Origin of the sequence: Sphingopyxis soli (genome assembly GCF_018682675.1) — a bacterium.
GTDB classification, from domain to species: domain Bacteria; phylum Pseudomonadota; class Alphaproteobacteria; order Sphingomonadales; family Sphingomonadaceae; genus Sphingopyxis; species Sphingopyxis soli.
Map to the genome: position 1 here is coordinate 1 of NZ_JAFMTR010000115.1, position 26,617 is coordinate 26,617.

Genomic DNA, 26,617 nt, shown 5'->3' on the forward strand with positions numbered 1-26,617 from the left:
CCGCGCGGGGGTTGAACGCGCGGGCCGGTGCCGCGAACCACCGGCGTCGCCGCCGCTGCGTTCGCGCAGGAAATTCTTCACGATCCGGTCTTCGGTGCTGTGGAAGCTGACCACCGCGAGGCGGCCGCCGGGACGCAAGATGCGCTCGGCGGCACTCAGCCCCGCGACCAACTCGTCGAGTTCGCCATTGATGTGGATACGAATGGCCTGAAAGCTTTTCGTCGCCGGATCCTTCGGCGCGCCGGGCGGATGACGCAGCGCCTTGCGGATCACGGTGGCGAGCTCGGCCGTGCGGCTGAGCGGGCGCGCGGCGACGATCGCGCGCGCGACGCGGCGCGACTGACGCTCGTCGCCATAATGATAGAGGACGTCGGCGATTTCCTCCTCGTCGGCGCGATTGAGCCAGTCGGCGGCGCTTTCGCCCTCCTGCGCCATACGCATGTCGAGGGGACCATCCTTCTGGAACGAGAAGCCGCGCTCGCCCTGGTCGAGTTGCATCGACGAAACGCCGATGTCGAAGGTGATGCCGTCGACCGCATCGATCCCGCGTTCGGCGAGCAGCCGGTCGATCTCGCCGAAGCGGCCGTGGATCAGCGTCAGCCGGCCGTCCGCCTCGGCGACGAGCGCCTGCCCTTCGGCAATCGCGTCGGGATCGCGGTCGCAGGCGACGACCTGTGCGCCCGCCGCAAGCATCGCGCGGGTGTAGCCGCCGGCGCCGAAAGTCGCATCGACATGACGCTCCCCGGGCAGGATGGCGAGGGCGGCGATGACTTCTTCACGGAGGACCGGGTCGTGGCGGGGATCCCGAGGAAGGTCGGGGGCAAGCTCGGTCACTTTCGCGCCTTCCCCTTCGTTTCTTCCCATACTGCCGCGAGGCGCTTGAGGACCGGATCGGCCTCGACGCATTCGGCGAGGCTTGGCAACCACCAGATTTCGAAACGGCGGCCCGAGCCGACGAAGGCGGTTGCCCCCGTCTCGCCCACCCGGTCGCGCGCGGTGAAGTTGGGCAGGAAGCGTCCGCTGTCGTCGAGCGTATAGGCCTCGGTATAGCTGAAGCGCTTCTTGAACGCCTCGTCCTCGTCGAAATCGAGGTTGCGGGTCAGCGCGGTGTCGCGGTCGCGCTCGATCTCGTCGGACAGGCGATCATATTGATCCTGGCCATAGGCGACGAGGCACGGGAGTTTTTCGTGGAAACCGACCCAAAGCACGCGCTGGCCGTCCGCATTGAGGGGCACATTGTTGCGGAACTGCGAGGGGACGGCGATGCGTCCCTTGCCATCGATCGCGGCGAAGTTGGTGCCCGAATACCGGCCGGGCGTAACAACCGCCATCGCTGTAGCCCCCCGTCTCGCGCCTCCGGGCAATAATTCCCTGCCCGCGGAATCCATGGATTCCGCGCCGAAAGACTCAGGTGGAGATTGCCCCTCTCCGACTCCTGCCTATCAAGACTCCATCGGGGTGAAAAGGGGAAATTTAGGGTAATATGGGGAATCTATGCCCCAGAAGGGTGATTTTGGGGTGAATTGAGCAGCCGGACGGGTCGGGGCGCGCGAAAACAACCCGCGCGCAGGGGCAGCAACGGGCATGCGGTGGCGAATCGCTGTCCGGAGTTTGGGAAGTCTCTGCTTTGAGACGCTTATTCGGCGGGCAATCGAATCCAGAGCGGACGGAATAGGGCGCGCGGAGCGTCGGGCCACAAACGGGCGGCGAGCCATTCCATCGTGTCGGCCCGGCGCAGATGGTTGGCCCAGACGGGATCGCCCTGCCACAGCGGGGCAAAGAGCAGGTCGGCATCGCCGACGAGCCAGACCTCGCCGCGGCCGATCGGGCATCGGGCAATGCGGCTGGCAGCGAACGCCTGACACGCGGACGGCAGGCGTTCGAAGCGGCCGGCGCTGAACAGGCGCAGCCTTGCGTCCCCGACGCCCGCCGACCGATCCTTCTCGCCAGCGGGCGCGGCGGCGAGCGTGACGCCCCAATGGTCGAGCAGCGGGGTCAGCAGGCTCGTCACCGGCGGATTGCGCGGATCGCCGATCGGATGGCGCACCGGCCAGCCCGTCAACGCATCGGCGAAGATGACGGCGCGTCCGCCGCCGCGGACGAAGGCGTCGATCGCGACCAGCTCCTGCGGTGCCAGCGCGCGCGGATGCGCGAGGAGCAGCGCGCCACCGGATACGGGCGGGTGATCGACGAGGCTGTCGACAATCTCGACCGGTCCGCTCGCGCGCAGGCGGGCCAGCGCCGGATCCTCGTTCGTGCCCGCCGCGATCATCGCCGCCATATCCTCGCCCGCCGACCAGCGCAGCGGCAGACCGGTGAGCAGGGTGGCGGGCGGCCCGGACGCCATTGCGGGCCGGTAAAACGCGGCGAGCAGCACATGCCCGGCGGCAAACCAGCCGGCGGCGAACAGCGCCGCCATGACGAAGGTCGGCGCCGCGCCGCTCCGCCGCCGGACGAGCGTGTCGGCGACCGTTGCGGCGACGATCCATCCCACCGCGACCAGCGCGAGCTGGAGCCAGGGCGATCCATCCGACATGGCGCGGGCGACAATCGCTTGTGCCGCGAGAAGCATGAGCAGGGAGAGCGCGACCGCCCGCCACCGTTCGCCGCGGGCAGCGGAGCGCAGGCTCCATGCGAGTATCAGCGTCGGAAATGCGACCAGCGGCAGCAACAGCGCCGGATCGACCCTTCCGAGCGCGCGTTGCCCGCCGAGGATCCACGCGAGCGACAACGCGACAAGCGCCGCCGTCGCAGCGCGCAGCGCAAGCGATCCGCCGCGGGTCACTGCTTCGATTGGCGAGCCCGTGCGAGCGCCGGATCGGGTTCAAGGTCGGGCACCGTCGACGCGGGCGGGACCGGCGCCGCCTGCGGCGCCTTGGCGTCGCTCGGCACATTCTGGTCCTTCGAGACCGGCTGAACGCCCAGTTCCTCGAGCGGGGCGCTGCCCGCGGGCTTCGTCGTGCCGGGCGCAACCGCCTGCGCGGTGGGAGCGGCTTGCTGCGCGGCGCTTTCGCGGGCGCGGTCGCCGATCAGCCCCGCCATGCCGACGAGCAGCAAGACCGTCAGCACACCCGCAATGCCGATCTGGAGCCGGCGCACCGAATCGCTGACCTGCACCGGCGGCGGTTCGACGCCCGACCGGGTTGCGGTTGTCTTGTTCGTCATGCCGCCAGCCCCTTGCTCGCCAGCCATTCGGGATTGTAGAGCGTCGACAGATAACGAAAGCCGCTGTCGCAGAGGATCGTCGCGATCCGTTTGCCCGGTCCGAGCTTGCGCGCGAGCGCCATCGCGCCGGCGACATTTATCCCGGACGAGAGGCCGAGGCACAGCCCCTCCTCGTCGAGCAACTGGCGGACGATCTTCAGCCCCTCCTCGTCCGAGATGCGGAATTGGGTATCGATCGGCGCGCCTTCCAGGTTGGCGGTGATGCGGTTCTGGCCGATCCCTTCGGCCACGCTCGATCCTTCGGGTTTCAGTTCGCCGCACTGGTAGTAATTATAGAGCCCGGCGCCGTGCGGATCGGTGAGCGCAACGGTGATCGTCTGGTCCTTGGCCTTGAGGCCAAGCCCCGTCCCCGCGATGGTGCCGCCGGTGCCCGCGGCACAGGTGAAGCCGTCGATGCGGCCCTCCATCTGCTCCCAGATCTCCTCGGCGGTGCCGAAAATATGCGCCTTGCGGTTCGCGATATTGTCGAACTGGTTCGCCCAGATCGCATTGTCGGTTTCCTCGGCGATGCGGCGCGACGTGTGGACGAAATGACCGGGGTTGGCGAACGGCGCGGGCGGCACGAGCACGAGCTCGGCGCCCAGCGCGCGGATCGTCGCCATCTTCTCGGCGCTCTGGTTGTCGGGCATGACGATGATCGTCTTGTACCCCAGCGCGTTGCCGACAAGCGCGAGGCCGATGCCGGTGTTGCCCGCCGTCCCTTCGACGATCGTGCCGCCGGGGCGCAGACTGCCGTTCGCCTCTGCATCGCGGACGATATAGAGCGCGGCGCGATCCTTCACCGATCCGCCGGGGTTCGCATATTCGCATTTGCCCCAGATTTCGCACCCGGTGGCTTTGCTCGGTCCTTCGAGCAACACCAGCGGGGTGTTGCCGATCAGCTCGAGGCTGGTTTTGGCAATGGTCATGCCCCATGATCTAGGGCGGCGCCCCCAACGCTGCAAGACAGCTTCTCTAGGATGCGCCATCGCGCGCCTTTGTCGACCAACGGAGCACGGGCGCCGACGAACGGCGGCACAACCGAACCAATCCGGGTTGCGTCTGTAACAGTATAACATTACTGACGCCTCGAATTCGCGTCACGAACAACAGGATATCTCCCCAATGCGACTGCTCTCCGCCGCCGGTTTCACGCTTGCCGTCCTGATTTCCGCGCCCGCCTTTGCCCAGGACACCACGCCGCAGACCGGCGACGACGATTATCACACCGACCAGGCGATCGTCGTCACCGCCCCCTTCGTGCGCAGCCTCGACATCCTCGGCAATGTGTCCGTGATGGAAGGCGAAAAGCTGGCGCAGGATATCCGCGGCCAGATCGGCGATACGCTCGCCTCGCAGCCCGGCGTGTCGTCGAGCAGCTTCTCGCCTGGCGCCTCGCGTCCCGTCCTGCGCGGCTTTTCGGGCGAGCGCGCGGCGGTGCTCGTCGACGGGCTCGGCGCGATCGACGCCTCCTCGACCTCGGCCGACCATGCGGTGTCGATCGACCCGCTGACCGCCGAACGCATCGAAATCCTGCGCGGCCCCTCGGTCCTGCTGTTTTCGAGCCAGGCGGTCGGCGGCGCGGTTAACGTGTTCGACCGGCGCATCCCGCGCGGCATCCCCGAAGCGCCGCTCCATCTCGACGCGCTCGCCAGCTATGGCACCGCCGCCGACGACAAGAGCATCGGCGCGTCGGTCGACGTGCCGCTCGGCGAGCGCTTCGTTGTCCATGCCGACGGCAATTACCGCGATTCGAACAATGTCCGCGTCGGCGGGCTGATCTATGCCCCCGAACTGCGCGCGCATCTGCTCGACCTCGCCGCCGACGCCAGCGCCGATGGCGACGCCGCCGAAGCGACGCGCCTAACCGATGCGGCGAACAGCCGCGGCAAGGTTCCGAACAGCCAGAGCACCAGCAAGAGCGCGGGCGTCGGCGCCGCCTTCATCGACGACGGCGGCTCGCTCGGCATCAGCTTCGGCTACCTCGAGGATGATTATGGCATCCCGCCGCGCGCTGACATCGACGAAGTACCGACAATCAGGGCGCGGCAATATCGCGTCGACCTGCGCGGCGAGGTCGAGCTGGGCGACGGCCTGTTCGAAAAGCTGCGCGTGCGCGGCGCCTATGCCGATTATGCGCACACCGAATTCGACGATGGCGAGCCGGGGACGCGATTCACCAACAAGGGGATCGAGGCGCGCGCCGAGCTGGCGCAGAACGACCGCGGCGGCTGGCGCGGGGCGAGCGGCATCCAGTACAGCTTCCGCGACTTCGCGGCGATCGGCGACGAAGCCTTCCTGCCAGCGAACGAGACGACGCGCATCGCAGCGTTCACCCTGCAGGAACTCGAACGCGGCCCGGTCACACTCGAAGGCGCGCTGCGCTTCGAAAATTCGAAGGTGACCGCCAACAGCATCGGCTTCGACCGCTCGTTCGACAGCTTCTCGGGCGCGGCGGGTCTGTCCTACCAGCTTGCCGACGGGTTGAAGGCAAGCTTCTCGGTCTCGCGCAGCGAGCGCGCGCCGTCGGCGGAAGAGCTGCTGTCCGACGGTCCGCACGCCGCGACGCTGACCTATGAGCGCGGCAACCCGGACTTCGCAAAGGAAACGAGCTGGGGCGGAGAGGCATCGCTGAAATTCAAGCGCGACGGCTGGTCGGCGGGCCTCACCGGCTACGCAAGCTGGTTCGACAATTTCATCTATGAAACCGACACCGGCCTGATCGCCGATGACCTGCCCCTGTTCGAATTCCGCCAGAACAAGGCGCGCGTCTGGGGCTTCGAGTTCGAGGGCGCCGCCCCGATCGCGCAGGTCGGCGGCTTCCACATCGCCGCCGATGCGACCGCCGACATGACGCGCGCGAAGATCGTCGACGGGCCCTATGTGCCGCGCATCCCGCCGCTGCGCATCCGTGGCGGGCTCGAAGCATCGAGCGAACGGATCGACGCGCGCGCCGAGGTCGAATGGACCGACGACCAGACCCGCATCGCGCCGTTCGAGACGGCGACGAAGGGCTTCACGCTCGTCAACGCCTCGCTGACCTGGCGCCCGCTGCCAGACACGAAAAATCTGTCGCTGACGCTCGCCGCCGACAATATCTTCGACGTCGACGCGCGCCGCCACGCGAGCTTCACCAAGGATTATGTGCCGCTCGCCGGCCGCGATATCCGCATCACCGCGCGGGCGAGCTTCTGATCTCCGCTCGTCCGGCGGTGGCCGGGTCCGGCACCGCCGCCGGACCCGGTCCCTGTCGAAGGTTCAGAAAGGCAGGCGCTGGCGCTTGTTCCAATAGATCGAGGTCGCGGCCGCATAGGCCCCGACCTTTTCCCAGACCGACTGGTCGACCTTTTCGATGTCGACCCCGGCGTTGACATAGCCTTGAACGATCAGGACGATCTGATCTTCGGTCATGTCGCCCGACAGGTCGGGGTTCGCGCGGCCCGGCCCGAAATCGAGCGCCTTGTCCACGATTTCCGCCTTCAGGTTCGCCCGGGCAATGGCGCCGATCAGCCATTCGCGCGAAATCCGCGCGAGGCTATAGTCGAAATAATCCGCTTTCTGCGCTTCGGCGACCCCCTGGCTGGCGACGCAGCCATCGACGGTCTTGCGAAGCTGCTCGACCAGCGCGCTTCGCTCGGCCGGATCGCCCTGCCCCACCATCGCCTCGCCGAGCGACGCGCGAAAGGCCGGCGCCGATGCGGCGAACGGGCAGTCGAACTTTGCGCCTTCCTGCGCCGACACCGCTCCCGAGACCGCCGCCAGCACCAAAGCCGCGCTTCCCGCCAAAGTCCTGAACATCAACCTGTTCCTTCCACCCCCACGGATCAATCCGTCAGGAGAGCATGGCCATGCCGCCGTTCACATGCAAGGTCTGGCCGGTAACATAGCCCGCTTCCTTCGACGCGAGATAGACCACGGCGGCGGCAATATCGCTTCCCTCGCCCATCCGGCCCGCGGGGATGCGCTGGTTCAGCGCTTCCTTCTGCGCATCGGGCAGATCGTCGGTCATGGCGGTGGCAATGAAGCCCGGCGCGACGCAGTTCACGGTGATCCCGCGGCTGGCGAGTTCCTGCGCCAGCGCCTTGCTCATGCCGGTCACCCCCGCCTTCGATGCGGCATAATTGGCCTGCCCCGGATTGCCCGTGGCGCCGACGACGCTGGTGATCGAGATGATGCGCCCAAAGCGCGCCTTCATCATCGGCTTGGCAGCAGCGCGCGCCAGGCGGAAATTGGCCTCGAGATTGATGCGGATGACATCCGACCACTCCTCGTCCTTCATCCGCATGATCAGATTGTCGCGCGTGACCCCCGCATTGTTCACGAGGATATCGAGCCGCCCCAGCGCCTCGACCGCCGCGGGGACGAGCGCATCGACCGAGGCGGCGTCGCCGAGGTTGCACGGCAATGCGACATGATCGCCGCCGAGCGTGTCGCGAAACGCGTTCAGCTTGTCGGCATTGGACCCCGAAACCGCAAGCCGCGCGCCCTGCGCCGCAAGCGCCTGCACGATAGCCGAACCGATGCCGCCGCTGGCGCCGGTAACAAGGGCGGTCATGCCAGTGAGATCGAACATTTCGTCATTCCTTCATATTTGCTTCGCCGAACGGAACGTCGGCTCCATGTGAATTTCGCGCAGAGAGCGCGGAGAACGCAGAGTCCTTATGGTCGATGACGAGACGCCTGATCCCTTGTTTGAGAGTCATTTCACCGAAGTTGATCAGCAGCCCGACGGGCATACGCAGCAACCGAAGATAGGTTAGCACCTGCTTCGCATGGACAGGATGCAGTTTCTCGACAGATTTGATTTCTACAACAAGTCTTTCATCGATCAGCAGATCAACCCGGGCCACCTCGGAAAACTCAATTCCATCAAAGACGATGCCGATCGGTCGCTGCCGCTCGACCTTATATCCCATTGTCGCCAAACGACCGGCCAGCAAGGTCTCGTAGACGCTTTCCAACAAGCCAGGACCAATTTCTGTGTGCAGTCTCATGGCCACGCCGATGAGATCATGCGAGATTTGGTCAATATGTCGAGCCATCTCCTCAGCGATCTCTGCGTTCTCTGCGCGAAATATTCTAGAGTGTTTTCAGCAGCGCCTCGATATCGTCCATCGAAATCACGCTGACCGTTTCGACCTCGCCGGACGCGCTGCGCTTGACCATCGGCGAGAGCACCTTGCCGCCGAACTCGACGAACTGGCCGACGCCGATCTCCTCCATCGCGCCGACGCTTTCGCGCCAGCGGACGCGGCCGGTGACCTGTTGCACAAGCAGGTCGCGGATCGTGTCGGCGTCGCTGACCGGGCTGGCGGTGACGTTGGCGACCACGGGCACCAGCGGCGCGGCGGGCGGGCTGGCGCCGAGCGCTTCGGCCATCGCGTCGGCGGCGGGCTGCATCAGCGGGCAATGGAAGGGCGCCGACACCGGCAGCAATACGCCGCGCTTGATGCCATAATCCTTGACCAGCGCGACGGCGCGCTCGACCGCGCCCTTGTGACCCGAGATCACGACCTGCGACGGGTCATTGTCGTTGGCGACGGTGCAGACCTCGCCCTCTGCCGCGGCGTCGGCAAGCTTCTGCGCCGTCTCGATATCGGCGCCGAGCAGCGCCGCCATCGCGCCGACGCCGACCGGCACCGCCGCCTGCATCGCCTGCCCGCGCGTCTTGAGCAGCCGCGCGGTGGTCGCGAGGTCGAAGGCGCCGGCGGCGCAGAGCGCGCTATATTCGCCGAGGCTGTGGCCCGCGACATAATCGGCCTTGGCGGCGAGCGTGACGCCGCCTTCCTTTTCCAGCACGCGCAAGGTCGCGATCGCGTTCGCCATGATCGCGGGCTGGGCATTTTCGGTAAGCGTGAGCTGGTCCTCGGGGCCCTCGCTCATCAGCTTGAAGAGATTCTGGCCGAGCGCCTCGTCGACTTCCTGAAACACCTCGCGGGCGACCGGCGATGCATCGGCAAGCGCCTTGCCCATACCGACCGCCTGGCTGCCCTGACCCGGAAAGATGAATGCGCGCATGAAATTTCCTACTCGTCATCCCGGCGCAAGCCGGGATCGGTTGCGTTATCACTCCAGCGATCCCGGCTTTCGCTGGGATGACGGAAAGAGCAAGCGCCTATTCCTTCACCCCGCGCGATGCAAGCCGAAGGGCACGACCTTGTTCGCTGCGTCGTGGCCGATGTCCGCCCGGCCGAGCCAGGCGATACCGCTCCGCGCGCACCAGTCGCGCGCGATATCCTCCGCCTCCATCCCGAACGGCCGGTCGTTCTCGGGCACGTCGCTGACCCGGCCGAGCCGGATGCCCGCCAGCCCGCGCGGCGCCAGATAGGTCGCGACATGGAAGAAAGCGCGGTCGAAGGCGTAGAGATATTCGCTGACCTCCTCGACGATCAGCACATGGCCGGTCAGGTCGGGTTCGAGCGGAGTGCCGAGCAGCATCGACAGTGTCATCAGGTTGAACGCCGCGTGCCGTGCGCCGTGCGCCAGCCCCGGCTCGCACGCGGCGGGATCGCGCGCGACGAGCCAGTCGAGCGCGCGCGCAACGGCGGCGTCGCCGCCCTCGCGGCGAATGTCGGCCACCATCGGACCGTGCGCGACATGGTCGAAGCCGTCGCGATAGAGCGCGCCGAGCAGGTTCCCCTGATCCGAATAGCCGAGGAACGCCTTTCCGCGCGCCGCCGGAGCCATCGCCGCGACCGCATCCTCGGCGATGCGGCACGCGCCATAGCCGCCGCGCGCGAACCAGACCGCCTCGATATCCGGCCGGTTCGCCATGTCGACGAGCGCCGCAAAGCGATGCCCGTCCTCGCCCGCGAAATGACCGTGGACCGCGAAACATTGCGGGTCGAATTCGAGTTCGACGTCGGGATAACCGATGCTGGCGATCGCGCGCACCGCCTCGGCATCGTCGGGCAGGATGGGCGTTGAAGGGGCGACGATGCCAATACGCATGGACTGAACCAACCCCTCAAACCGTTCGCATCGAGCGAAGTCGAGATGCCCCTCGGCCTCATGCCATCCCGTGGGGTGTCTCGACTTCGCTCGACACGAACGGAAATTGGGGTGAGTGCCGGTTGCATACCCTTCTCTAAAGCCATATCGCCCCGCCATGTCGGAAAACAAATCCTATTTCTTCTGCGGCATCGGCGGGTCGGGCATGTTGCCGCTTGCGATGATCGTCGCGGCGCGCGGCGCCAGGGTCGCAGGGTCGGATCGCAGCCGCGATCAAGGGCGATCGCCGGACAAGTTCGACTGGATCGAACGGCAGGGGATTGCGCTGTTCCCGCAGGACGGGAGCGGGGTCACCGCGGGCCAGATCCTCGTCGCCTCGGCCGCGGTCGAGGACAGCGTGCCCGACATCGCCGCGGCGAACGCGCTCGGCCTGCCCCGCCTGACCCGCGCCGACCTCAACGCCGCGCTGTTCAACGAGGCGGATCGGGGCATCGGCGTCGGCGGCACCAGCGGCAAGTCGACCGTCACCGGCATGATCGGCTGGATCCTCGAAAGCGCGGGCGGCAGACCGACGGTGATGAACGGCGCGGTGATGCGCAATTTCGCCAGCGACACAATGCCATTCGCAAGCGCGCTCGTCGGGGACGCCGCCACCTATGTCAGCGAAGTCGATGAAAGCGACGGATCGATCGCGCTTTACCGGCCCGACGTTGCGGTGGTCACCAACATCAGCCTCGACCACAAGAGCCTCGAAGAGCTCCACCAGCTCTTCGGCGACTTCGCAGGCAAGGCACGGATCGCCGTGGTCAACACCGATGACGCGGAATCGGCGCCGTTGCTCGCGGGCGCCAATGTCGCCACCTTCGGCTTCGCCGAAACGGCGCACGTGCATGGCAGCGACTTCGAAGCGCTTCCCGAGGGGTGCCGCTTTACGGTGACCGTCGAAAACACGGCACACGCCGCCGCCCTGCGGATGCCCGGCCGCCACAATGCCGCCAATGCCCTCGCCGCGATCGCCGCGACCCGCGCGGCGGGCGTTCCCGTCGCAGAGGCGGTGGCGGCGCTCGCAAGCTTCGCGGGCCTCGCGCGTCGCTATGAGGTGCTGGGGCAGGCGAACGACGTCACTGTGATCGACGATTTCGCGCACAATCCCGACAAGGTGGCCGCGACCCTCGCCGCGGTCGCCGAACTGCCCGGCCGCGCCCTGCTCTTCTTCCAGCCGCATGGCTATGGCCCGCTCCGCCAGATGGGCGCCGAACTCGCGGCGAGCTTTGCGACAGGGATGCGGAGCGGCGACAAGCTCTACGTCAGCGATCCCGTCTATTTCGGCGGCACCGTCGACCGCAGCGTCGGCAGCGAAAAGCTCGTCGCCGATATCGTCGCAGGCGGCGGCGATGCGGTGCATCTCGCCACCCGCGCCGAATGCGGCGCGGCGATGCTGGATGAAGCAAAGCCCGGCGACCGCATCCTGATCCTCGGCGCGCGCGACGACACGCTGACCGAATTCGGGCGCGAGTTGCTGGAAAAGCTCGGCCAAGCTTGATTTCCGCGCGCGAATCTGTATAGGCGCGCTCATCCGGGGCGAGGCCACGTTGCCATCGCCCCGTTTGCTTTGCACCAATACGCAAAGCCGGACGACAGCCGGAGGGGTTTCGCGATTGGCGCGGAATCAGCGATCGGCCAAATCGAAGGACGCAAACCATGCCGTTTTACGAGCATGTCTTTATCGCGCGTCAGGACCTGAGCCAGGCTCAGGTCGATGCGCTCGCCGAAGGTGTCGCGGGCATCGTGACCGAATATAAGGGTCAGGTCCACAAGACCGAAACCTGGGGTCTCAAGCAGCTCGCGTACAAGATCGCGAAGAACCGCAAGGGTCATTATGTGATGGTGTCGGCCGAAGTGTCGGGCGAAGCCATCGCCGAGATCGAGCGTCAGGCGTCGATCAACGAAGATATCATCCGCTGGCTCACCATCAAGGTCGACGAACTCGAAAAGGGTCCGTCGGTGATGATGCGCAAGCAGGAACGCCGCGGCGGCCGTGGCCGTGACCGCGACGGCGAAGAATAAGGATAACGACAATGGCACGACCCTTTTTCCGCCGCCGCAAGACCTGCCCCTTCAGCGCGAAGGACGCACCGGTCATCGATTTCAAGGACGTCCGCCTGCTCCAGGGTTACCTGTCGGAGCGCGGCAAGATCGTCCCGTCGCGGATCACCGCGGTGTCCACCAAGAAGCAGCGCGAGCTGGCGAAGGCGATCAAGCGCGCCCGCCACATCGGCCTGCTCCCCTACATTGTGAAGTAAGGAGCGCGGACCGATGGAAATCATCCTGCTCGAACGTATCGAGAAACTGGGCGGTATCGGCGATGTCGTCACCGTCAAGAACGGCTTTGCCCGCAACTTCCTGTTGCCCAACAACAAGGCGCTGCGCGCAAACGAAGCCAACCGCAAGCTGTTCGAAGCGAACCGCTCGAAGATCGAGGCCGACAACGCCGAACGCCGCACCGCCGCCGAAGGCCATGCCAAGGATGTCGACGGCAAGCAGGTCGTCCTGATCCGTCAGGCGTCGAACACCGGCCAGCTCTATGGCTCGGTTTCGGTGCGCGACATCGTCGACGCGCTGGTCGAGGACGGCGCCGCGACCATCACCAAGGCGATGGTCGAGCTCGAACGCCCGATCAAGTCGCTCGGCCTGTTCGACGTCAAGGTGAAGCTGCACCCCGAAGTCGTCGTGACCGTTCAGGTCAACGTCGCGCGCTCGCCGGACGAGGCCGAGATGCAGAAGCAGGGCATCGACGTGATCGCCGCCATGTTCGAGGAAGAACAGGCCGAAGCGGTCGCCTCGGCCCTCGAGCCCGACAGCGAAGACGAGTTCCAGGACGCCACGCCCCCGTCGGAGCTGGCTGCCGAAGCGCCCGCCGCGGGCGAAGGCGAGGAAGCCTGAGCCTCCCTCGCCTCTCGCAAGAGACAGGAAAGGCCTCGGGACAAGGTTCCGGGGCCTTTTTCTTTGCCGGCAGAACCGGGCTGGGCCGAACCCCGCCCCCTGCCTAAAGCAAAGCCTCGATCGCTTCGGCCAGCGCGACGTCCCGTTCCGACAGTCCTTCTGCGTCATGCGTCGTCAGCAATATGTCGACCCGATTATAGACGTTCGACCATTCGGGATGATGGTCCATTTTCTCGGCGATGATCGCGACGCTCGCCATGAAGCCGAACGCCTGCGCGAAATCGTCGAACCTGAACCGGCGGGTGATGCCGTCGCGCACCGGCTCGTGGGTCCATTCGGGAAAGCGCGCGAACAGCGCCGCGCGCTGCGCATCGTCGAGTTTCCGTACCATCGCATTTTCTCCCGCTGGTAAAGGCCGAGCCGCCGCCATAAGGAAGGGCGCGATGAGCGACAAGAGTGCCACGACCCGACTTCCGCCCGGCTGGACCGGAACCGCTCCCGACGCCGATGCGATCTTCGCGATGGCCGAGGCGGCGCTCGAGACCTTGCCCGCCGTCTTCAAGCCGCACATCCGCGACGTCGTGATCGAGATTGCGGAATTCGCCGACGACGAGACGCTCGCCTCGCTCGATATCGAGCATCCCTATGACCTCACCGGCCTTTACGAAGGTCGCCCGCTGACCGAGCGCAGCATCGACCACAGCGGCGGGATGCCCGACCGGGTGACGCTCTATCGCATCCCCATTCTCGTCGAATGGATCGAGGGCGGCGAGCGCCTCGACTGGCTGGTGCGCCATGTGCTGATCCACGAGATCGGCCATCATTTCGGCTTTTCCGACGACGATATGCACGCGCTGGAAGACATGGCGTGACGGAGCTTTTGCGGCTCGACGGCGTGGCGTGCATCCGCGGCGACCGGCTAGTGTTCGAGGGGCTGTCGCTGGCGCTGGGCCGCGGCGAAGCGCTGTGGCTGCGCGGACCGAACGGCGCCGGCAAGTCGAGCCTGATCCGGCTCGCCGCGGGGCTGCTGCGGCCCGCTGCCGGCACGGTGACACGCCGCGAGCGCATCGCGCTGATCGACGAGGCCGCAGCGCTCGATACCGAGCTGCCGCTGCGCAAGGCGCTCGATTTCTGGGCGCGGGTCGATACCGTCGACGGTCCTGCCGTGACGCGCGCGATGGACGACATGGCGCTGGCTTCGCTCGCCGAAGTGCCGGTCTCGATGCTCTCGACCGGCCAGCGCAAACGCGCCGCGATGGCGCGGGTCATCGCCAGCTGCGCGCCGATCTGGCTGCTCGACGAACCCGCCAACGGCATGGACGATGCCGCGCAGGCGCGGTTGGTCGCGGGAATCGCGAAGCATCGCGCCAACGGGGGCGCGGTGTTGCTCGCCTCGCACTTCGCCCTCGGCATTTCCGATCTGGCCGAAATCGACATGGGCGCGTTCGTATGACGGCGCTCATCGCCCTGTTCTGGCGCGACCTGCGCCGCGCGTGGGGCAGCGGGGCGTTGTGGCTGCCGGTCGTCTTCTTTCTGCTCGTCGCGACCGCCTTTCCCTTTGCGGTCGGGCCCGACGCGCCGCTGCTCGCACGGACCGGCGGCGGGATGATGTGGGTCGCGGCGCTGCTCGCCGCGCTGCTCCCGATCGACCGGCTCGTGCGCCCCGATCGCGAGGCGGGGGTGCTCGACCAGCTGGCGGTGCGCGGCTTCGCCGACGAGGCGGTCGCGGCGGTGAAGATTGCCGCCCACGCCATCGGCTTCGGCCTGCCCTTACTCGTCGCGCTGCTGCCCGCCGCCGCGCTGCTGGCGCAGGATGCGACGCGGGTGCAGACGCTCGCCACGGGCCTTGCCGTCGCGATCCCGGCGCTCGCCTCGCTCGCGGTGCTCAGCGCAGCGCTGACCGCCAACCTCAAGGGCGGCAGCGCGATCGGCGGCCTGCTCGTTCTGCCGCTGGCGGTACCGATGCTGATCTTCGGCGCGGGGATGCTCGACCCCTCGGGGCGCGGCGCGATGAAGCTGCTTGGCGCGGCGAGCCTGCTGCTGACAGTGATCGGCCCCTTCGCGGCGGGCGCGGCGCTCAGGGGTTTGCGCGAATAGCGCCGACGATCAATATCCCATCAGCGCGAGCACTTCCTTGCGGCTGCGCTCGTCGTCGAGGAAGCAGCCGAGCAGGCGGCTGGTGACCATTCCCACGCCCGGCGTGCGGACGCCGCGCCCGGTCATGCAGCCATGCTGCGCATCGATCACCACCGCAACGCCGTGCGGATGCAAATTGTCCCAGATGCATTTGGCGACCTCGGCGGTCAGCCGCTCCTGCACCTGCAGGCGCCGCGCGAAGCCGTTGAGCACGCGCGCGAGCTTCGAAATGCCGACGACCCGGTCGCGCGGCAGATAGGCGATCGACGCCTTGCCGGTGATCGGCGCCATATGGTGTTCGCAATGCGACTGGAACGGAATGTCGCGCAGCATCACGATCTCGTCATAGCCGCCGACCTCCTCGAAGGTGCGCGACAGATGGATCGCCGGATCTTCGGCATAGCCCTGGCAATATTCGAGCCACGCGCGCGCCACGCGCCGCGGCGTGTCAACCAGGCCTTCGCGGGTCGGGTCGTCGCCGGCCCATTCGATCAGCGTGCGCACCGCCCCCAGCACCTCGTCCGGGACCACGGGCTTGCCGTCGGCGCCCAGTTCCACCTTTGCCATCCACCCTGCCTTCACTGTTGCATCAATGCCGCACATTTCGGCGCGAAGCGCGCGATGCGCAACCCCGGCACGGCAATAATTTGTCGACCCCGGCCAAGTTTACGTTGCGGAATCTGCGCTTTTTCCATTTCGGGACTCGCCTGAATTTCTGCCAATTTTTCCGCGAACAAGTGACTTGACGCTTTCGTCAACTCGGCGCACCTTCGAGGCATTACAGAGTTCGCTCAAGCGGGCCGTAATCCGGAGATGCCGGCGTACTTCCCCGACGCCGGTGGGAGAGGACGATGACCAGCCTTGCTGGCAAAGCGGGATACACGCAGGCACTTGGCCTTTCAGGCCCGGTGCCTTTTGCATGTCTGGTCTCAGCCCCTCCCCTTTAAGCACAATTGAGTTTGGGCGGCCCGCCAGCGCGGGCTCGAAAAAGGGAGGATGTTGATGAAGTTCAAGGCACTGATCGGTTCGTCGGTCCTTGCGATGGCGGTGGCGACACCGGCCCATGCGCAAAACGCGGACAACGAAAGCAGCAATGCTTACGGGAGCGAGATCGTCGTCACGGCGCAGCGCCAGGCCGAACGCCTGCAGGACGTGCCGATCGCGGTCAGCGCCTTTTCGGCCGAAGCGCTGGAAGCGCAGCAGATCGAGAATGCGTCCGACCTTCAGCTCACCCTGCCCAACGTCACCTTTTCCAAGGGCAACTTCACCGGATCGAGCTTTACCATTCGCGGCATCGGCGACCTTTGCGTGGGCTTCAGCTGCGACAGCGCGACCGCGATCCATGTGAACGGGTCGCCGCTGTTCGGCACCCGCCTGTTCGAGACCGAATATTTCGACCTCGAGCGCATCGAGGTGCTGCGCGGCCCGCAGGGCACGCTGTTCGGCCGCAACGCGACGTCGGGCGTCGTCAACTTCGTCACCGCCAAGCCCAAGCCCGGTGAATTCCAGGCGTCGGTCGACGGCGAATATGGCAATTTCGATGCGTGGAAAGTCAAGGGGATGGTCAACGTCCCGCTGGGCGACACCCTCGCCGTCCGTGCCGCGGGCTTCTACCTGAAGCGCGGCGGCTACACGAAGAACCTGTTCGACAACAGCCACATCGACGGTCGCGAAATGTACGCGATCCGTGGTTCGCTGCGCTGGGAGCCGGGCCCGGACACGACGCTGGACCTGATGGGCTATTATTTCCGCGAAAAGGATGACCGCCTGCGCATCCAGAAGCAGCTTTGCCAGCGCGACCCGACCGGCGTTCTCGGCTGCCTCAACAACCGCCGCGAATATGGCAAGGTCAACGGCAACGCGACCTTCCCCAGCGTGCTGGGCTCGCGCGAAGTGTTCGGCCTCAACGGCATTTCGCCCGCGCTCGGGCTTGGAACCGGCAGCCTCTATGGCGCCGACATCAACGCGACCTCGGTCGAGCCGGCCGATGTGCGGACGGTCAACACCGACTTCACGCCCGAATATTTCACCGACGAAATCCAGGCGCAGGCGCACCTCGATCACAGCTTCGGCACGATCAACCTCGGCCTGACGGGTATCTATCAACGCACCCGCGTCGATTCGCGCCAGGATTACAACCTCGACGTCGCGAGCCGCGCCCCGCTGCAACAGGGCCTGAACTCGCTGGCCTTCCTCGCGGCCAATGGCATCCCCGGCCTGCCCGGCACGAACGCCTATTTCGCGCCGATCGCGGCTGCGCTGATCCCGAACGGACCGGCGGGCAATGTCTGCACGTCGAACACCAATCCGAACGGGCTCGGCGTCTTCGGCGGCGACGGCGTCTGCGCGGCAACGCCGCTCGCGTTCGACCGCTCGGTCGCGAAGAACGAAAGCTGGGCGGGTGAAGCCATCATCACCAGCGACTTCGACGGACCGTTCAACTTCCTGCTCGGCGGCATCTATTCGCAGTCGAAGACGACCAACGGCGACTATTATATCAACGCCTTCTCGATCGACTATTTCGCATCGCTGTTCGGTACCTTCACCGCACTGTCGCGGGGTCTGCCGCCCTCATACCTCGGCTCGCCCTACTTCCGTAACCATGACGAGATGTTCAAGCTGACCTCCTACGGGATTTTCGGCGAGGCCTATTTCGAGGCGAGCGACCGGCTGAAGTTCACCGTCGGGTTGCGCTACAACAACGACAAGAAGCACGACATCTCGAACTCGACGCTCGCGAACTTCCTGGTGCCGTACACCACGACCGGCGACATCTTCCAGTCGCCCTATTCGGGAACGTTCGACGCCGACACGGGCGCGACCGGACTGCCGGGACCGCAGCGGTTCCGCGACCGCACCTTCAAGTTCGACGAATTCACGGGCCGCGCGGTCGTCGACTTCAAGATCACCGACGACAATCTCCTCTATGCGTCCTACTCGCGCGGCTACAAGTCGGGCGGCATCAATCCGGCACTGCAGGTGATCATTCCCGGCGTGACCGAATCCTTCGATTCCGAAATCGTCGACGCGTTCGAGGTCGGGTCGAAGAACACCTTCGGCGGCGGCCAGTTGCAGCTGAACCTGACGGGCTTCTACTATAAGTACAAGGGCCTCCAGCTCAGCCGCATCGTCGCGCGCACCTCGCTCAACGACAATGTCGACGCCGACATCTGGGGCTTCGAGGCCGAAGGCATCATTCGCCCCGATCCGGACTGGCTGATCAACCTCGGCTTCAGCTACCTCAACACGAAGGTTACCGACGACACGCTGTTCATCAACCAGCGCGACCCGTCGGGTGGCCTGCCGAATTCGGTGATCATCAAGGATATCGGCCAGGCGTTCAACTGCGCGATCGTCGCCAATGTCGGCGGCCAGGCGGCGGCCGATGCCTTCGTCACCGCGGTCAACAACGGCATCAACGCCAGCCGCGGGCTGACCGCCGCCAACGGTCTGCGCGGACCGACCGCCTTCCCGTCGGACTCGGGGCTGGGTGCCGGCAGCGGGGCCTTCTCGAGCTGCGACGCGCTCGTTGCGGCGGCGGCGGGGACCGGGGGCGCGATCACCGCTTATGGCGGCGGCGTGCCGATCAGCATCAAGGGCAACAAGCTGCCGCAGGCGCCGAACGTCAAATTCTCGGCCGGTGTCCAGCACACGATCAACTTCGACAGCGGCATGTCGCTCGTCCCGCGCATGGATCTCACCTACACCGGCGACAGCTATGGCAATATTTTCAACGGCCGGGTGAACAAGGTGAAGGGATATGCGCAAGCCAATGCCCAGATCCAGCTCAACGGCAGGGACGACCGCTGGTATGTCCGTGGTTTCGTGCAGAATATCTTCGACAGCAACGCAACGACGGGTCTGTACCTGACCGACCAGTCGTCGGGTCTGTTCACGAACATCTTCACGCTCGAACCGCGCCGTTACGGCATCGGCGCCGGGGTCAAATTCTGACCCTGCGCACCGCGTAAACAAAAAGGCCCGGCCTCTCCATCGAGAGGCCGGGCTTTCTTTTGCCCCGGCAAGAAGCCAAAAAGGGCGCGCCCGACGGACGCGCCCTTTCCGTTATGCGTCGCCTAGAAGGAAGCGCGAAGCTTCACCCCGTAGAAGCGCGGCGGTGCGGGATAGACCGCAAAGCTCGTGCCCTGCTCCGGAACCGGGAACGACGTGATATTATAATATTTGTTGAACAGATTCTCGACATAGGCCTCGATGCCGAACTTGTTGTCGTTGAAATTCAGGCCGACGCGCGCGTTGACGATCGAATAGCCGTCATTCTTCGTGAACGGCACGCCGAGCGGCGAGTTGAGCGTGTTCGAGTCGCTGTTCGTGCGGGCATCGATGTGGACGAGACCGCCGACCGAGCTGCTGATCTGCGGCGTCCAGGTCATTGCCGAGGTAATGACATGGCGCGGCGAATTGGTCAGCGGTTTGCCGTTGTCGCTGCCCGCCAGCGGATCCTTCACCTCGGTATCGAGGTAGGTGTAGCCGAACTGGAAGGTCAGGTCGCTCACCGGCCGGATGATCGTGTCGAGCTCGACGCCCTGCGAGATCACCTTGTCGAAGTTGCGGACCACGAAGCGCGTCCCTTCGAACGCGTTGTTCTGATAGCCCTTGAACGTCGAGTGGAACAGCGAGGCGTTGACCTGGAAGGCGTGGCCGAAGTTGCTCTTCACGCCGACTTCGAAAACGTCGGCGGTTTCGTTGCCGAATTCGAGGTCGGTGATCTGCGCACCGTTGCCGCCGAGCAGAACGCTGTCGAACGAGCCGCGGTCGAGGTTGTAACCGCCCGACTTGTAGCCACGGTCGTAGCCGCCATAGAGCAGGACATCGTCCGTAACCTTGAACGACAGCTTCGCCGTGCCGGTGAACTCGTTCTCGCTGCGGTCGCCGGTGTAGTTGCCGTTGAACTCCGAATTGACGGTCGGGTTGCAGGCATAGAGATAGACCAGCGGGAAGCGCGCACCGAGACCGGCGCGATAGGCGGCGGCGCCTGGGCTCTGCAGGAAGGAGCAGGCCGGAACAACCGAGTTCAGGTTGGCCTTGATGTCCTTGTTCTCGTGGTTGTAGCGCAGGCCGAGCGTCAGCGAGAGCTGGTCGGTGAAGTTGACGATATTATGCGTGAAGAGCGCAAAGGCTTCGGTCTTGACGCTATATTGGTCGGCAACCTGACCACCACCGTTGGGGGTGCGCGGAAGCGGCACACCGCCATAGACCGGCACCAGCGGCCCGAGCGTGCCGTAAAGCTGCAGGCCTTGCGCCGGCAGGCCCGGCTGACCGGCGGTCAGCGCGTTGAAGATGCCGTCGACGAACTGGTCGGCCTGGGTGCCGAAGCGCACCCGGTCGGTGAGCGTCGTCTTTTCATTCAGGTAGAAGCCGCCGACCAGCCAGTCGAGACCGCCGTCGAACGCCGAACCGTTGAACCGGATTTCCTGCGTGAAGTCGGTCAGACCGGTGCGATAGCCGTCGCGGTAGGCGCGATCGAGACCCGAGAAGTCGATATCCTGGTTACGCAGCGCCTTCCAGTCGCGGTAGGCGGTGATCGAGGTGAGCGTCACATCGCCCAGATTCCAGTTCAACTCGCCGGAAACGCCCCATTCCTTGACCTTTTCGGACAGGTCGCGGTTCGGCGACGTCGCCATCGTGCGCGACTTGGCGTCGAACGGCCGGACGATCCCGATGCGACCGACGGCGCCGCCGAGCAGCGGGTTGGCCGAAAAGGCCTGGATGACGTTGCTGGCCGCAAAGCCGAGCACGGTGTTGATGTCGGCCGGGTTCGGAGCGATCAGGAAGCCCGAATTGGTATTGATCGCGCCGCAGCACTGTTCGTCGGTCTTGGCATAGTCGCCGATGATGCGAAGGCTGACGTCATCCTTTTCGAACAGCGCCTGACCGCGGACGAACCAGCGGTCGACATCGTTGAAGCGGCGATCCGAATTGGCGTCTTTGATATAGCCGTCGCGCTTGTGGTAGCCACCGTCGAGCCGGAGCGCGACCGCCTCGGAAAGACCGCCGGTGATGCCTGCCTTGGCCTCGATCTCGTCATAATTGCCATAGCTGAGCTCGGCATAGCCACCGAGGTCGAACGAGGGTTTCTGGGTGATGATGTTGAGCGCACCGGCCGACGTATTGCGGCCGAACAAAGTGCCCTGCGGACCGCGCAGCACTTCGACGCGATCGATCGGGGGCAGGTCGGCCAACGCGACACCGGCACGCGCCCGCAGCACGCCGTCGATGAACACGCCCACGGCCGGCTCGAACCCGGGGTTGTCGCCCGCGGTGCCGATGCCGCGGATGCGCAGCACGACGCCGGTCGCCGACGACTGACCGGTCGTCACCTGAAGGCTCGGCGCCACCTGACGCAGTCCGCGAATGTCCGAGATGCCGGCGTTCGCAAGCTGCTCGCCGCCGACGACGCTCAGGGCAATCGGCACATCCTGTGCGATCTGCGAACGGCCGGTGGCGGTAACGATGATCTCGTTGCCATATTCGGCGTCGTCATTGGTGGTCGCGGTGTCGGCAGACGCGTCGGCGTCCTGGGCAAAGGCGTAGGCAGGGGTGGTCGCGGCGCACAGCATGGTGGCGCCCAACAGGATGTTGCGCAAAGTCATGATGTCTCTCTCTCTCCAAACCGCCGGACGCAGCCCAAAGGCCTAAGTGGGAGATGCCCGGCAGCAACGTGTCGCTGTAGCGACCGCAATCGGCGCGTCAACGCGCGCGCGCGAAAATTGGCAATATTTCATGGATTCGTGGCCGAATAGCAACAGTTTACGTTACGGAAGCGAGCGCCGCTTGCTATTTCCGGCGCCGCGCGAGCTGATAATCGTAGAGCGACGGCGCGCCTGCCACGGCCTCGCCGGTGCCCTCGATATAAGGTGCCGGATCATAGTGGACGCTGATCCGGCGGTTGGCGTGAAGCCCGACGATCCGTTCGCCCGGCCCCTCGAGCCCGCTGGTGATCGCGACCGTCGCGTCGACCGGCACGCTCTCCGGAATCACCAGCCGCGCGTTCCACAGCGTGTTGTAGAGCCCGTGCCCCGGCTTCCAATAGGGCGCGCCGCCACCGACCCACAACCGATAGACCCAGCCGTCCTTCCCCTGCTCGGGGTCGATATGAAGCGTGACCTGATCGAAGAGATTCTGGTGGTTGGACCCGCTATGCTGGTCGAGCACCGCCCCGGCCGCGACGTCGGCGCGCAAAAAGACCGAGCGCGTCGAGCGCGTGTTGACGCTGAGCGGATGGATGACCGGATTTTCGACCTTCAGATCCCGGACCAGCACATTGTGCACCGCGCCGACATGCACCGAATAATGCGCGCGCCGCGCCCCCGTCGTCGTGACATTCGCAATCGTCAGGCTCGCGGCATTGTCGGTCAGGATGCCGCTGTCGGACTGGTCGATGACGAGGTTGCGAAACCAGCCGTCGAACACCCCGGTCATGTAGATGCCGTTATAGCCCTGCTCGAGATGATGTCCGAAAGCGGGCGCGTCGGGAAACTGGAAGCGCAAATTCTGGATGCCGACGTTCGTGAGGTGCCGCCACTCGGCAAGCACCGCGGGCTGGTCGGCGCGCACGTCGTGAAGCAACGGATCGCCCAGCGTCACCGTCCTGCCGGTGACCGCCGTCACGCGTGTCGCCTGCACCACGACCGGCCGGTCGGGCGAGGTCCAGTGGTGCGATCCGATCGGCAGGTCGGTGTCGCCATAGAGTGATTTCAGGATCGCGCTCTTCGGCCCATCGACCGAAAACCACTGGAGCTGGACAACATCGCCGACGCGCAGCCTGGTCGCGCTGTCGACTGTCAGGGTGCGGGCGAATTGCTTGCCCGCGACGCCCTTCGCAAGCACCGGGTCGCGGACATCCTTCGCCGCGTCATAGGATACGGGCCGACTTCCTTCGGGCGCGACGAAGATCATCCCGCCCGCCCAGCTATATTCGGTGAAGAGATAGTCGATATTATGCTCGGGCTCGACCTGCTGCTTCTTCTCGCGGACGAGATAGTCGCGCAGCTCGTCATAATCATGGCTCTTGTCGATCAGCTTCAGCGGCCGCGGGAACCAGAGCTCGCTGCCCCCCGCCCCCGCACCGGCGCCGTCGAGCGTGATGTCGCTGCGCGTGATCCGCAGCACCTCGGTGATCTGCGTGCGTCCCCTGGGAAAGCGCAGCGTCACCTTGCCCTTGACGGCATTCGCGGCGGCCAGCGCGCGCAGCACCGCCTTCGTGTCGTCGAGCCCGTCGTCGGGGATCGCGCCGAAGCCGGTCACGTCAACGACCGTCCCGTCATCCCCGGGGATCGGCTGCGTCCCGAAACCATAACCCGCGTAGGAGAAATCGGGCAGCGGGTTCGCGGCCATCGTCGCGCGGTCGGTGAGTATCCTTGGCAGATCGCCCGGCCGAGCCTGAGCCATCGTCCCGCACGCTGCCGCAGCCGACAGGAACAGGGCGAGACGGAGGGGGCGTCCGGCCCGGTCAGGCAATCGCATATCATTCATTCCCATATCGTCCGTGGACAGCGCGGCGCTTGTGGACGGGCGCCGCGCCGTTCTCAAGGAATCAGAATTTGGCGCGGAGCCCGACCGAAAAGCGCCGCTCCGACAGAGCATAGCTGTTCAGGGCGACTTCGTTCACACTATATTCCTTCGTCGCCGATTTCTTCGGCATCAGATTCTGCGCCTGCAGCGACAGGGCGAAATTCCTGTTGATGTCGAATCCGACCTGCGCGTCGAGCTGCGAGCGCGAGCCGATGAAGCTCGGCCGCCCTTCGGAAAATTCGAACACCGCCTCGTCGCGATAATTGTACGCCAGGCGAGCCGAGAACGGTCCCTTCTCGTACAGGCCGACGAGGTTATAGCTGTTCTTCGACACCGCAACGAGCGGGAAGCCCGACTGGTCTTCGGAGTCCGAATAGGTGTAGTTCGCGATGATGCCGAGGCCGTCGAGCGGCGACGGCAGGAAATCGGCGAACTGCTGGATGCCGATTTCAAAACCCTTGATCTTCGCGCTCGCCAGATTCTCCGGACGCGAGAATACGAGCACCCGACCCTGCGGATCGAGGTTGGTGTCGACCCCCGAGGTCACGAAACTGGCAATGAAATCCTTGACGTCCTTATAGAAGACGGCGCCAGAGATCAGCGAGCTCTTGCCGGTGTAATATTCAAAGCTGACGTCGGCCTGCGTCGAGATCGGCGGCTTCAGGTTCACGTTGCCGCCGGTAACCGACAGGTTCGTCGCGTTGAAGAAGGTCGATGGCGCGAGGTCGGCGATCGACGCGCGCTGCATCGTCTGCGATCCCGACACGCGGACGAGGAAATTGTCGGTGACGTTGAACGCGATGTTCGCGCTCGGCAGCACGGTGGTGTAGCGGTTCTTGTCGTTGCGCAGCGTGCTGACCGCCCCGACGTTGACATAGCTGTCAACCGACAGGCGCGTCGCCGCGATGCGGACGCCGCCATTCGCCTTGTACGGCACGCCGAGAATCTCGCCCTCGCCCGACACCATCAGATAGCCCGCGATCGTCTTTTCGCTGAGATCATAGTCGCGCTGCAGATTGGGAAGCAGCGTCGAACGGCCATTCGGATCGGGGTTGGGCTCGGCCGCCTGTGCGCGGTTGAAGACATAGTCGAAAGTCGGCGCGGTGCTGAGGAAGCTGCGCGGAAAGCTGCCCGGGATATCCGCCAGGATGTCGCCAGCATTGATGAGCTTCAGATAGGGCTCGATCTCGGCGCGGGTCGGGGTCACCTGACTACGAAAGGCGTTGGAGCGGGCGTGGAGGTCGGTGTAGCGCACGCCCGCCGAAATGGTGACGCCGCTGTCAGCCTCGTAGCTGACGTCGAGCTTGCCGGTCCATTCCTCGAGCAGGCCGATGAGGCGGTTGCTGCGCACGCCGTTGTTCGCGGGATTGTAGGAGGCATAGTTGGTCGGATTGAAGGTTCCGCCCAGCGTCAGCGACGGGACCGTCTGGTCCCGGAAATCGAACGCGCCGGGGACCGCGGCGGTCGCCTGCAACGTGATGATCTGGATCGTCTGGTCGATCGTGCCCTTGCTGTAATAGCCGTCGGCCTCGACCGTCAGTCCGTCATTCTCGTACTTGCCGTTGAGCCCGTAGAGGAAGCTCTCGGTCGGCTCGTTGCGGATCTGCCCCGCGGTGGTCACCGTGCCGTTGGCGTTGCCCGCGACGACCATGCCGTCCTCGACGACGCGATTGGTGACGGGGTTGCTGCCCGTCGGCAGGCGAAAGGCAAAGAAATCCTGGTGCCGTCCGGTCTTCAGTTTCGAATAGAGCGCGTCGGCGGTGATCGTGAATTCGGGGGTCACCTCGAACTGGATCGCGCCGTTGAGGCCGAGCCGCGAGCGATCGACGACGAACTGTTCATATTGCAGCAGCACCGGAGTCGGGATCGCCCCGCCGCCCGTTCCGGTGTAATTGCGGTTGAGGAAATTGTTGCGCTCGAACGTCTGGGTCGTCGAGGTGCGCTTCTGATATTCGCCGGCGATCATGACGCCGATGCGGCCGTCGGCGAACTTGGTCGTCGCAAAGCCGGTGATCGCGGGTTCGAACTTGTCGGTGTTTTCGGAATAGACGCCCTGCGCGCGCACCGAAATCGTCGGCTCCTTGAACGACAGCGGCTTCGGCGTGACCAGATTGACCGTGCCGCCGAGCCCGCCCTCGGCCTGGCTGGCCAGCGGCGATTTGCGGACTTCGAGGCGGCCGAACAGGCTGGACGGCACCGAATCGAGCCCCGAAGAGCGGCCGAGCTGGTCGTTCTCGGGCGGCGACAGGCGCGCCGACCAGCCGAGCAGGGTGCGGCCGTCGACCTCGACGCGCACCTGCTGCAGGCCGCGCACCGATACCGACTGGCCTTCGCCGAAGACGCGGGTGATCTGAACGCCGGTCACGCGCTGCAACGCTTCGGCAACGTTTGAATCGGGGAGCTTGCCGACGTCCTCCGCCGTGATGACATCCATCACCTGCGGCGCATCGCGCTTGATGTCCGCGGCCTGTTCGAGCGACGCGCGAATGCCCGTGACGATGATTTCCTCGCCGGGCGGATCGGCGGCAGTGCCGCCCGCCTGATCCTGCGCGAGCGCCGGGGTCACCGCCAGCACCGCGAGCGAAGCGCCGCCCACCAGCCGCGCCCACATTCCGACGCCGTATTTCGCCCGATTTGCCATCTGATCCCTCCCACTTTTACAATGCATTCCCGCGCTGACAAGGAATGACACCGGTTACTTTTGCGGACAAATGAAGCGGCGTGCGCTGCTTGTCCTCATTTTCAGGGAATGTCCGGGCGCCCGCAATCGATGCGGCAGGCCGAACGCACCCTCTCCGTTCCTGTCCGGTTCCACTTTTGGTAACCGGTGTCATTAGTGATTGCCCTTTCG

25 protein-coding genes are annotated in these 26,617 nt (G+C 65.5%); 9 read left to right on the plus strand and 16 right to left on the minus strand.

The window, feature by feature from the left end:
• The 5 genes from rsmH to J1N50_RS17295 all read right to left on the minus strand — a co-directional run.
• A partial coding sequence (gene rsmH, locus J1N50_RS17275; RefSeq protein WP_425516957.1) for a 16S rRNA (cytosine(1402)-N(4))-methyltransferase RsmH occupies positions 1 to 864 on the minus strand: 864 nt, incomplete at its 3' end.
• The gene (locus J1N50_RS17280; RefSeq protein WP_215356061.1) at positions 831 to 1,331 is read right to left on the minus strand and encodes a division/cell wall cluster transcriptional repressor MraZ; all 501 of its coding nucleotides are present in this window, start codon (positions 1,329 to 1,331) and stop codon (positions 831 to 833) included. The genes J1N50_RS17280 and rsmH, both read right to left, overlap by 34 nt.
• A 305-nt stretch (positions 1,332 to 1,636) precedes the next feature.
• The gene (locus tag J1N50_RS17285; RefSeq protein ID WP_215356062.1) at positions 1,637 to 2,785 is read right to left on the minus strand and encodes a Gldg family protein; all 1,149 of its coding nucleotides are present in this window, start codon (positions 2,783 to 2,785) and stop codon (positions 1,637 to 1,639) included.
• Positions 2,782 to 3,165 (minus strand): hypothetical protein, encoded by a 384-nt coding sequence (locus J1N50_RS17290; protein ID WP_246553733.1) that lies wholly within the window; start codon positions 3,163 to 3,165, stop codon positions 2,782 to 2,784. Before J1N50_RS17290 ends, J1N50_RS17285 begins: the two co-directional genes overlap by 4 nt.
• Positions 3,162 to 4,133, minus strand: coding sequence for a cysteine synthase A (locus tag J1N50_RS17295; RefSeq protein ID WP_215356064.1), 972 nt, complete (start codon positions 4,131 to 4,133; stop codon positions 3,162 to 3,164). Before J1N50_RS17295 ends, J1N50_RS17290 begins: the two co-directional genes overlap by 4 nt.
• A gap of 196 nt (positions 4,134 to 4,329) precedes the next feature.
• Here J1N50_RS17295 and J1N50_RS17300 point away from each other — a divergent pair, with 196 nt between their 5' ends.
• A complete protein-coding gene (locus J1N50_RS17300) occupies positions 4,330 to 6,399 on the plus strand; it encodes a TonB-dependent receptor (RefSeq protein WP_215356066.1) in 2,070 nt (689 codons plus the stop codon).
• A gap of 63 nt (positions 6,400 to 6,462) precedes the next feature.
• Here the strand turns inward: J1N50_RS17300 and J1N50_RS17305 are convergent, their stop codons facing one another.
• The 5 genes from J1N50_RS17305 to J1N50_RS17325 form a co-directional block, all read right to left on the minus strand.
• A complete protein-coding gene (locus J1N50_RS17305) occupies positions 6,463 to 7,002 on the minus strand; it encodes a hypothetical protein (protein WP_215356068.1) in 540 nt (179 codons plus the stop codon).
• A gap of 34 nt (positions 7,003 to 7,036) precedes the next feature.
• Entirely contained in the window at positions 7,037 to 7,777 is a 741-nt protein-coding gene (gene fabG, locus J1N50_RS17310; protein WP_215356071.1) for a 3-oxoacyl-[acyl-carrier-protein] reductase, read from the minus strand.
• Between the two features lie 4 nt (positions 7,778 to 7,781).
• Entirely contained in the window at positions 7,782 to 8,246 is a 465-nt protein-coding gene (locus J1N50_RS17315; RefSeq protein ID WP_215356073.1) for a GxxExxY protein, read from the minus strand.
• Between the two features lie 37 nt (positions 8,247 to 8,283).
• Positions 8,284 to 9,222, minus strand: a complete 939-nt coding sequence (gene fabD / locus J1N50_RS17320; protein WP_215356075.1) for an ACP S-malonyltransferase — start codon at positions 9,220 to 9,222, stop codon at positions 8,284 to 8,286.
• 105 nt (positions 9,223 to 9,327) lie between these two features.
• On the minus strand, positions 9,328 to 10,155 hold the full coding sequence (locus J1N50_RS17325; RefSeq protein WP_215356077.1) for an LD-carboxypeptidase: 828 nt from the start codon (positions 10,153 to 10,155) through the stop codon (positions 9,328 to 9,330).
• Positions 10,156 to 10,312: 157 nt separating this feature from the next.
• Here J1N50_RS17325 and J1N50_RS17330 point away from each other — a divergent pair, with 157 nt between their 5' ends.
• From J1N50_RS17330 to rplI, 4 genes are all read left to right on the plus strand, one after another.
• Complete coding sequence (locus J1N50_RS17330; RefSeq protein WP_215356080.1) at positions 10,313 to 11,698, plus strand: Mur ligase family protein; 1,386 nt, start codon at positions 10,313 to 10,315, stop codon at positions 11,696 to 11,698.
• Between the two features lie 158 nt (positions 11,699 to 11,856).
• Positions 11,857 to 12,222 carry a 30S ribosomal protein S6 gene (gene rpsF, locus J1N50_RS17335; RefSeq protein WP_058454643.1) on the plus strand — a complete coding sequence of 122 codons (366 nt, stop codon included), beginning with the start codon at positions 11,857 to 11,859 and terminating at the stop codon, positions 12,220 to 12,222.
• Between the two features lie 11 nt (positions 12,223 to 12,233).
• Positions 12,234 to 12,458 (plus strand): 30S ribosomal protein S18, encoded by a 225-nt coding sequence (rpsR, locus tag J1N50_RS17340; RefSeq protein WP_058454644.1) that lies wholly within the window; start codon positions 12,234 to 12,236, stop codon positions 12,456 to 12,458.
• 13 nt (positions 12,459 to 12,471) lie between these two features.
• Positions 12,472 to 13,098, plus strand: coding sequence for a 50S ribosomal protein L9 (gene rplI, locus J1N50_RS17345; protein ID WP_215356082.1), 627 nt, complete (start codon positions 12,472 to 12,474; stop codon positions 13,096 to 13,098).
• A 103-nt stretch (positions 13,099 to 13,201) separates the two neighbouring features.
• Here the strand turns inward: rplI and J1N50_RS17350 are convergent, their stop codons facing one another.
• A complete protein-coding gene (locus J1N50_RS17350) occupies positions 13,202 to 13,489 on the minus strand; it encodes a 4a-hydroxytetrahydrobiopterin dehydratase (RefSeq protein WP_215356085.1) in 288 nt (95 codons plus the stop codon).
• 52 nt (positions 13,490 to 13,541) lie between these two features.
• Between J1N50_RS17350 and J1N50_RS17355 the strand changes: the two genes are divergently transcribed.
• Genes J1N50_RS17355 through J1N50_RS17365 form a run of 3 tightly spaced genes read left to right on the plus strand, consistent with a single transcriptional unit; the run spans position 13,542 to position 15,195 of the window.
• Positions 13,542 to 13,970: a metallopeptidase family protein gene (locus J1N50_RS17355; RefSeq protein WP_215356087.1), complete on the plus strand. Its 429-nt coding sequence runs from the start codon at positions 13,542 to 13,544 to the stop codon at positions 13,968 to 13,970.
• Positions 13,967 to 14,551 carry a heme ABC exporter ATP-binding protein CcmA gene (gene ccmA, locus J1N50_RS17360; RefSeq protein ID WP_343227913.1) on the plus strand — a complete coding sequence of 195 codons (585 nt, stop codon included), beginning with the start codon at positions 13,967 to 13,969 and terminating at the stop codon, positions 14,549 to 14,551. Before J1N50_RS17355 ends, ccmA begins: the two co-directional genes overlap by 4 nt.
• Positions 14,548 to 15,195 (plus strand): heme exporter protein CcmB, encoded by a 648-nt coding sequence (locus tag J1N50_RS17365; RefSeq protein WP_215356091.1) that lies wholly within the window; start codon positions 14,548 to 14,550, stop codon positions 15,193 to 15,195. Before ccmA ends, J1N50_RS17365 begins: the two co-directional genes overlap by 4 nt.
• Positions 15,196 to 15,204: 9 nt before the next feature.
• Here J1N50_RS17365 and folE read toward each other — a convergent pair whose 3' ends face one another.
• Both folE and J1N50_RS17375 read right to left on the minus strand, forming a co-directional pair.
• Entirely contained in the window at positions 15,205 to 15,801 is a 597-nt protein-coding gene (folE, locus tag J1N50_RS17370; protein ID WP_058454650.1) for a GTP cyclohydrolase I FolE, read from the minus strand.
• Positions 15,802 to 15,812: 11 nt separating this feature from the next.
• Positions 15,813 to 15,992, minus strand: coding sequence for a hypothetical protein (locus J1N50_RS17375; RefSeq protein WP_215356093.1), 180 nt, complete (start codon positions 15,990 to 15,992; stop codon positions 15,813 to 15,815).
• 244 nt (positions 15,993 to 16,236) lie between these two features.
• On the opposite strand from J1N50_RS17375, the gene J1N50_RS17380 reads away from it, so the two are divergent.
• A complete protein-coding gene (locus J1N50_RS17380; RefSeq protein WP_215356095.1) occupies positions 16,237 to 19,188 on the plus strand; it encodes a TonB-dependent receptor in 2,952 nt (983 codons plus the stop codon).
• 122 nt (positions 19,189 to 19,310) lie between these two features.
• Here J1N50_RS17380 and J1N50_RS17385 read toward each other — a convergent pair whose 3' ends face one another.
• From J1N50_RS17385 to J1N50_RS17395, 3 genes are all read right to left on the minus strand, one after another.
• Positions 19,311 to 21,845 carry a TonB-dependent receptor gene (locus tag J1N50_RS17385; RefSeq protein ID WP_215356097.1) on the minus strand — a complete coding sequence of 845 codons (2,535 nt, stop codon included), beginning with the start codon at positions 21,843 to 21,845 and terminating at the stop codon, positions 19,311 to 19,313.
• A 184-nt stretch (positions 21,846 to 22,029) separates the two neighbouring features.
• Entirely contained in the window at positions 22,030 to 23,718 is a 1,689-nt protein-coding gene (locus J1N50_RS17390) for a hypothetical protein (protein ID WP_215356099.1), read from the minus strand.
• Positions 23,719 to 23,788: 70 nt separating this feature from the next.
• Complete coding sequence (locus J1N50_RS17395; RefSeq protein WP_215356101.1) at positions 23,789 to 26,407, minus strand: TonB-dependent receptor; 2,619 nt, start codon at positions 26,405 to 26,407, stop codon at positions 23,789 to 23,791.
• Between the last annotated feature and the right edge of the window lie 210 nt (positions 26,408 to 26,617).

Excerpts from the sequence above, each read along its gene's own strand:
- J1N50_RS17280 (WP_215356061.1), bottom strand. The coding sequence starts at position 1,331 with ATGGCGGTTGTTACGCCCGGCCGGTATTCGGGCACCAACTTCGCCGCG.
- J1N50_RS17290 (WP_246553733.1), bottom strand. The coding sequence starts at position 3,165 with ATGACGAACAAGACAACCGCAACCCGGTCGGGCGTCGAACCGCCGCCG.
- J1N50_RS17295 (WP_215356064.1), bottom strand. The coding sequence starts at position 4,133 with ATGACCATTGCCAAAACCAGCCTCGAGCTGATCGGCAACACCCCGCTG.
- J1N50_RS17300 (WP_215356066.1), top strand. The coding sequence starts at position 4,330 with ATGCGACTGCTCTCCGCCGCCGGTTTCACGCTTGCCGTCCTGATTTCC.
- J1N50_RS17305 (WP_215356068.1), bottom strand. The coding sequence starts at position 7,002 with ATGTTCAGGACTTTGGCGGGAAGCGCGGCTTTGGTGCTGGCGGCGGTC.
- fabG (WP_215356071.1), bottom strand. The coding sequence starts at position 7,777 with ATGTTCGATCTCACTGGCATGACCGCCCTTGTTACCGGCGCCAGCGGC.
- J1N50_RS17315 (WP_215356073.1), bottom strand. The coding sequence starts at position 8,246 with ATGGCTCGACATATTGACCAAATCTCGCATGATCTCATCGGCGTGGCC.
- fabD (WP_215356075.1), bottom strand. The coding sequence starts at position 9,222 with ATGCGCGCATTCATCTTTCCGGGTCAGGGCAGCCAGGCGGTCGGTATG.
- J1N50_RS17325 (WP_215356077.1), bottom strand. The coding sequence starts at position 10,155 with ATGCGTATTGGCATCGTCGCCCCTTCAACGCCCATCCTGCCCGACGAT.
- J1N50_RS17330 (WP_215356080.1), top strand. The coding sequence starts at position 10,313 with ATGTCGGAAAACAAATCCTATTTCTTCTGCGGCATCGGCGGGTCGGGC.
- rpsF (WP_058454643.1), top strand. The coding sequence starts at position 11,857 with ATGCCGTTTTACGAGCATGTCTTTATCGCGCGTCAGGACCTGAGCCAG.
- rpsR (WP_058454644.1), top strand. The coding sequence starts at position 12,234 with ATGGCACGACCCTTTTTCCGCCGCCGCAAGACCTGCCCCTTCAGCGCG.
- rplI (WP_215356082.1), top strand. The coding sequence starts at position 12,472 with ATGGAAATCATCCTGCTCGAACGTATCGAGAAACTGGGCGGTATCGGC.
- J1N50_RS17350 (WP_215356085.1), bottom strand. The coding sequence starts at position 13,489 with ATGGTACGGAAACTCGACGATGCGCAGCGCGCGGCGCTGTTCGCGCGC.
- J1N50_RS17355 (WP_215356087.1), top strand. The coding sequence starts at position 13,542 with ATGAGCGACAAGAGTGCCACGACCCGACTTCCGCCCGGCTGGACCGGA.
- J1N50_RS17365 (WP_215356091.1), top strand. The coding sequence starts at position 14,548 with ATGACGGCGCTCATCGCCCTGTTCTGGCGCGACCTGCGCCGCGCGTGG.
- folE (WP_058454650.1), bottom strand. The coding sequence starts at position 15,801 with ATGGCAAAGGTGGAACTGGGCGCCGACGGCAAGCCCGTGGTCCCGGAC.
- J1N50_RS17380 (WP_215356095.1), top strand. The coding sequence starts at position 16,237 with ATGAAGTTCAAGGCACTGATCGGTTCGTCGGTCCTTGCGATGGCGGTG.
- J1N50_RS17385 (WP_215356097.1), bottom strand. The coding sequence starts at position 21,845 with ATGACTTTGCGCAACATCCTGTTGGGCGCCACCATGCTGTGCGCCGCG.
- J1N50_RS17390 (WP_215356099.1), bottom strand. The coding sequence starts at position 23,718 with ATGCGATTGCCTGACCGGGCCGGACGCCCCCTCCGTCTCGCCCTGTTC.
- J1N50_RS17395 (WP_215356101.1), bottom strand. The coding sequence starts at position 26,407 with ATGGCAAATCGGGCGAAATACGGCGTCGGAATGTGGGCGCGGCTGGTG.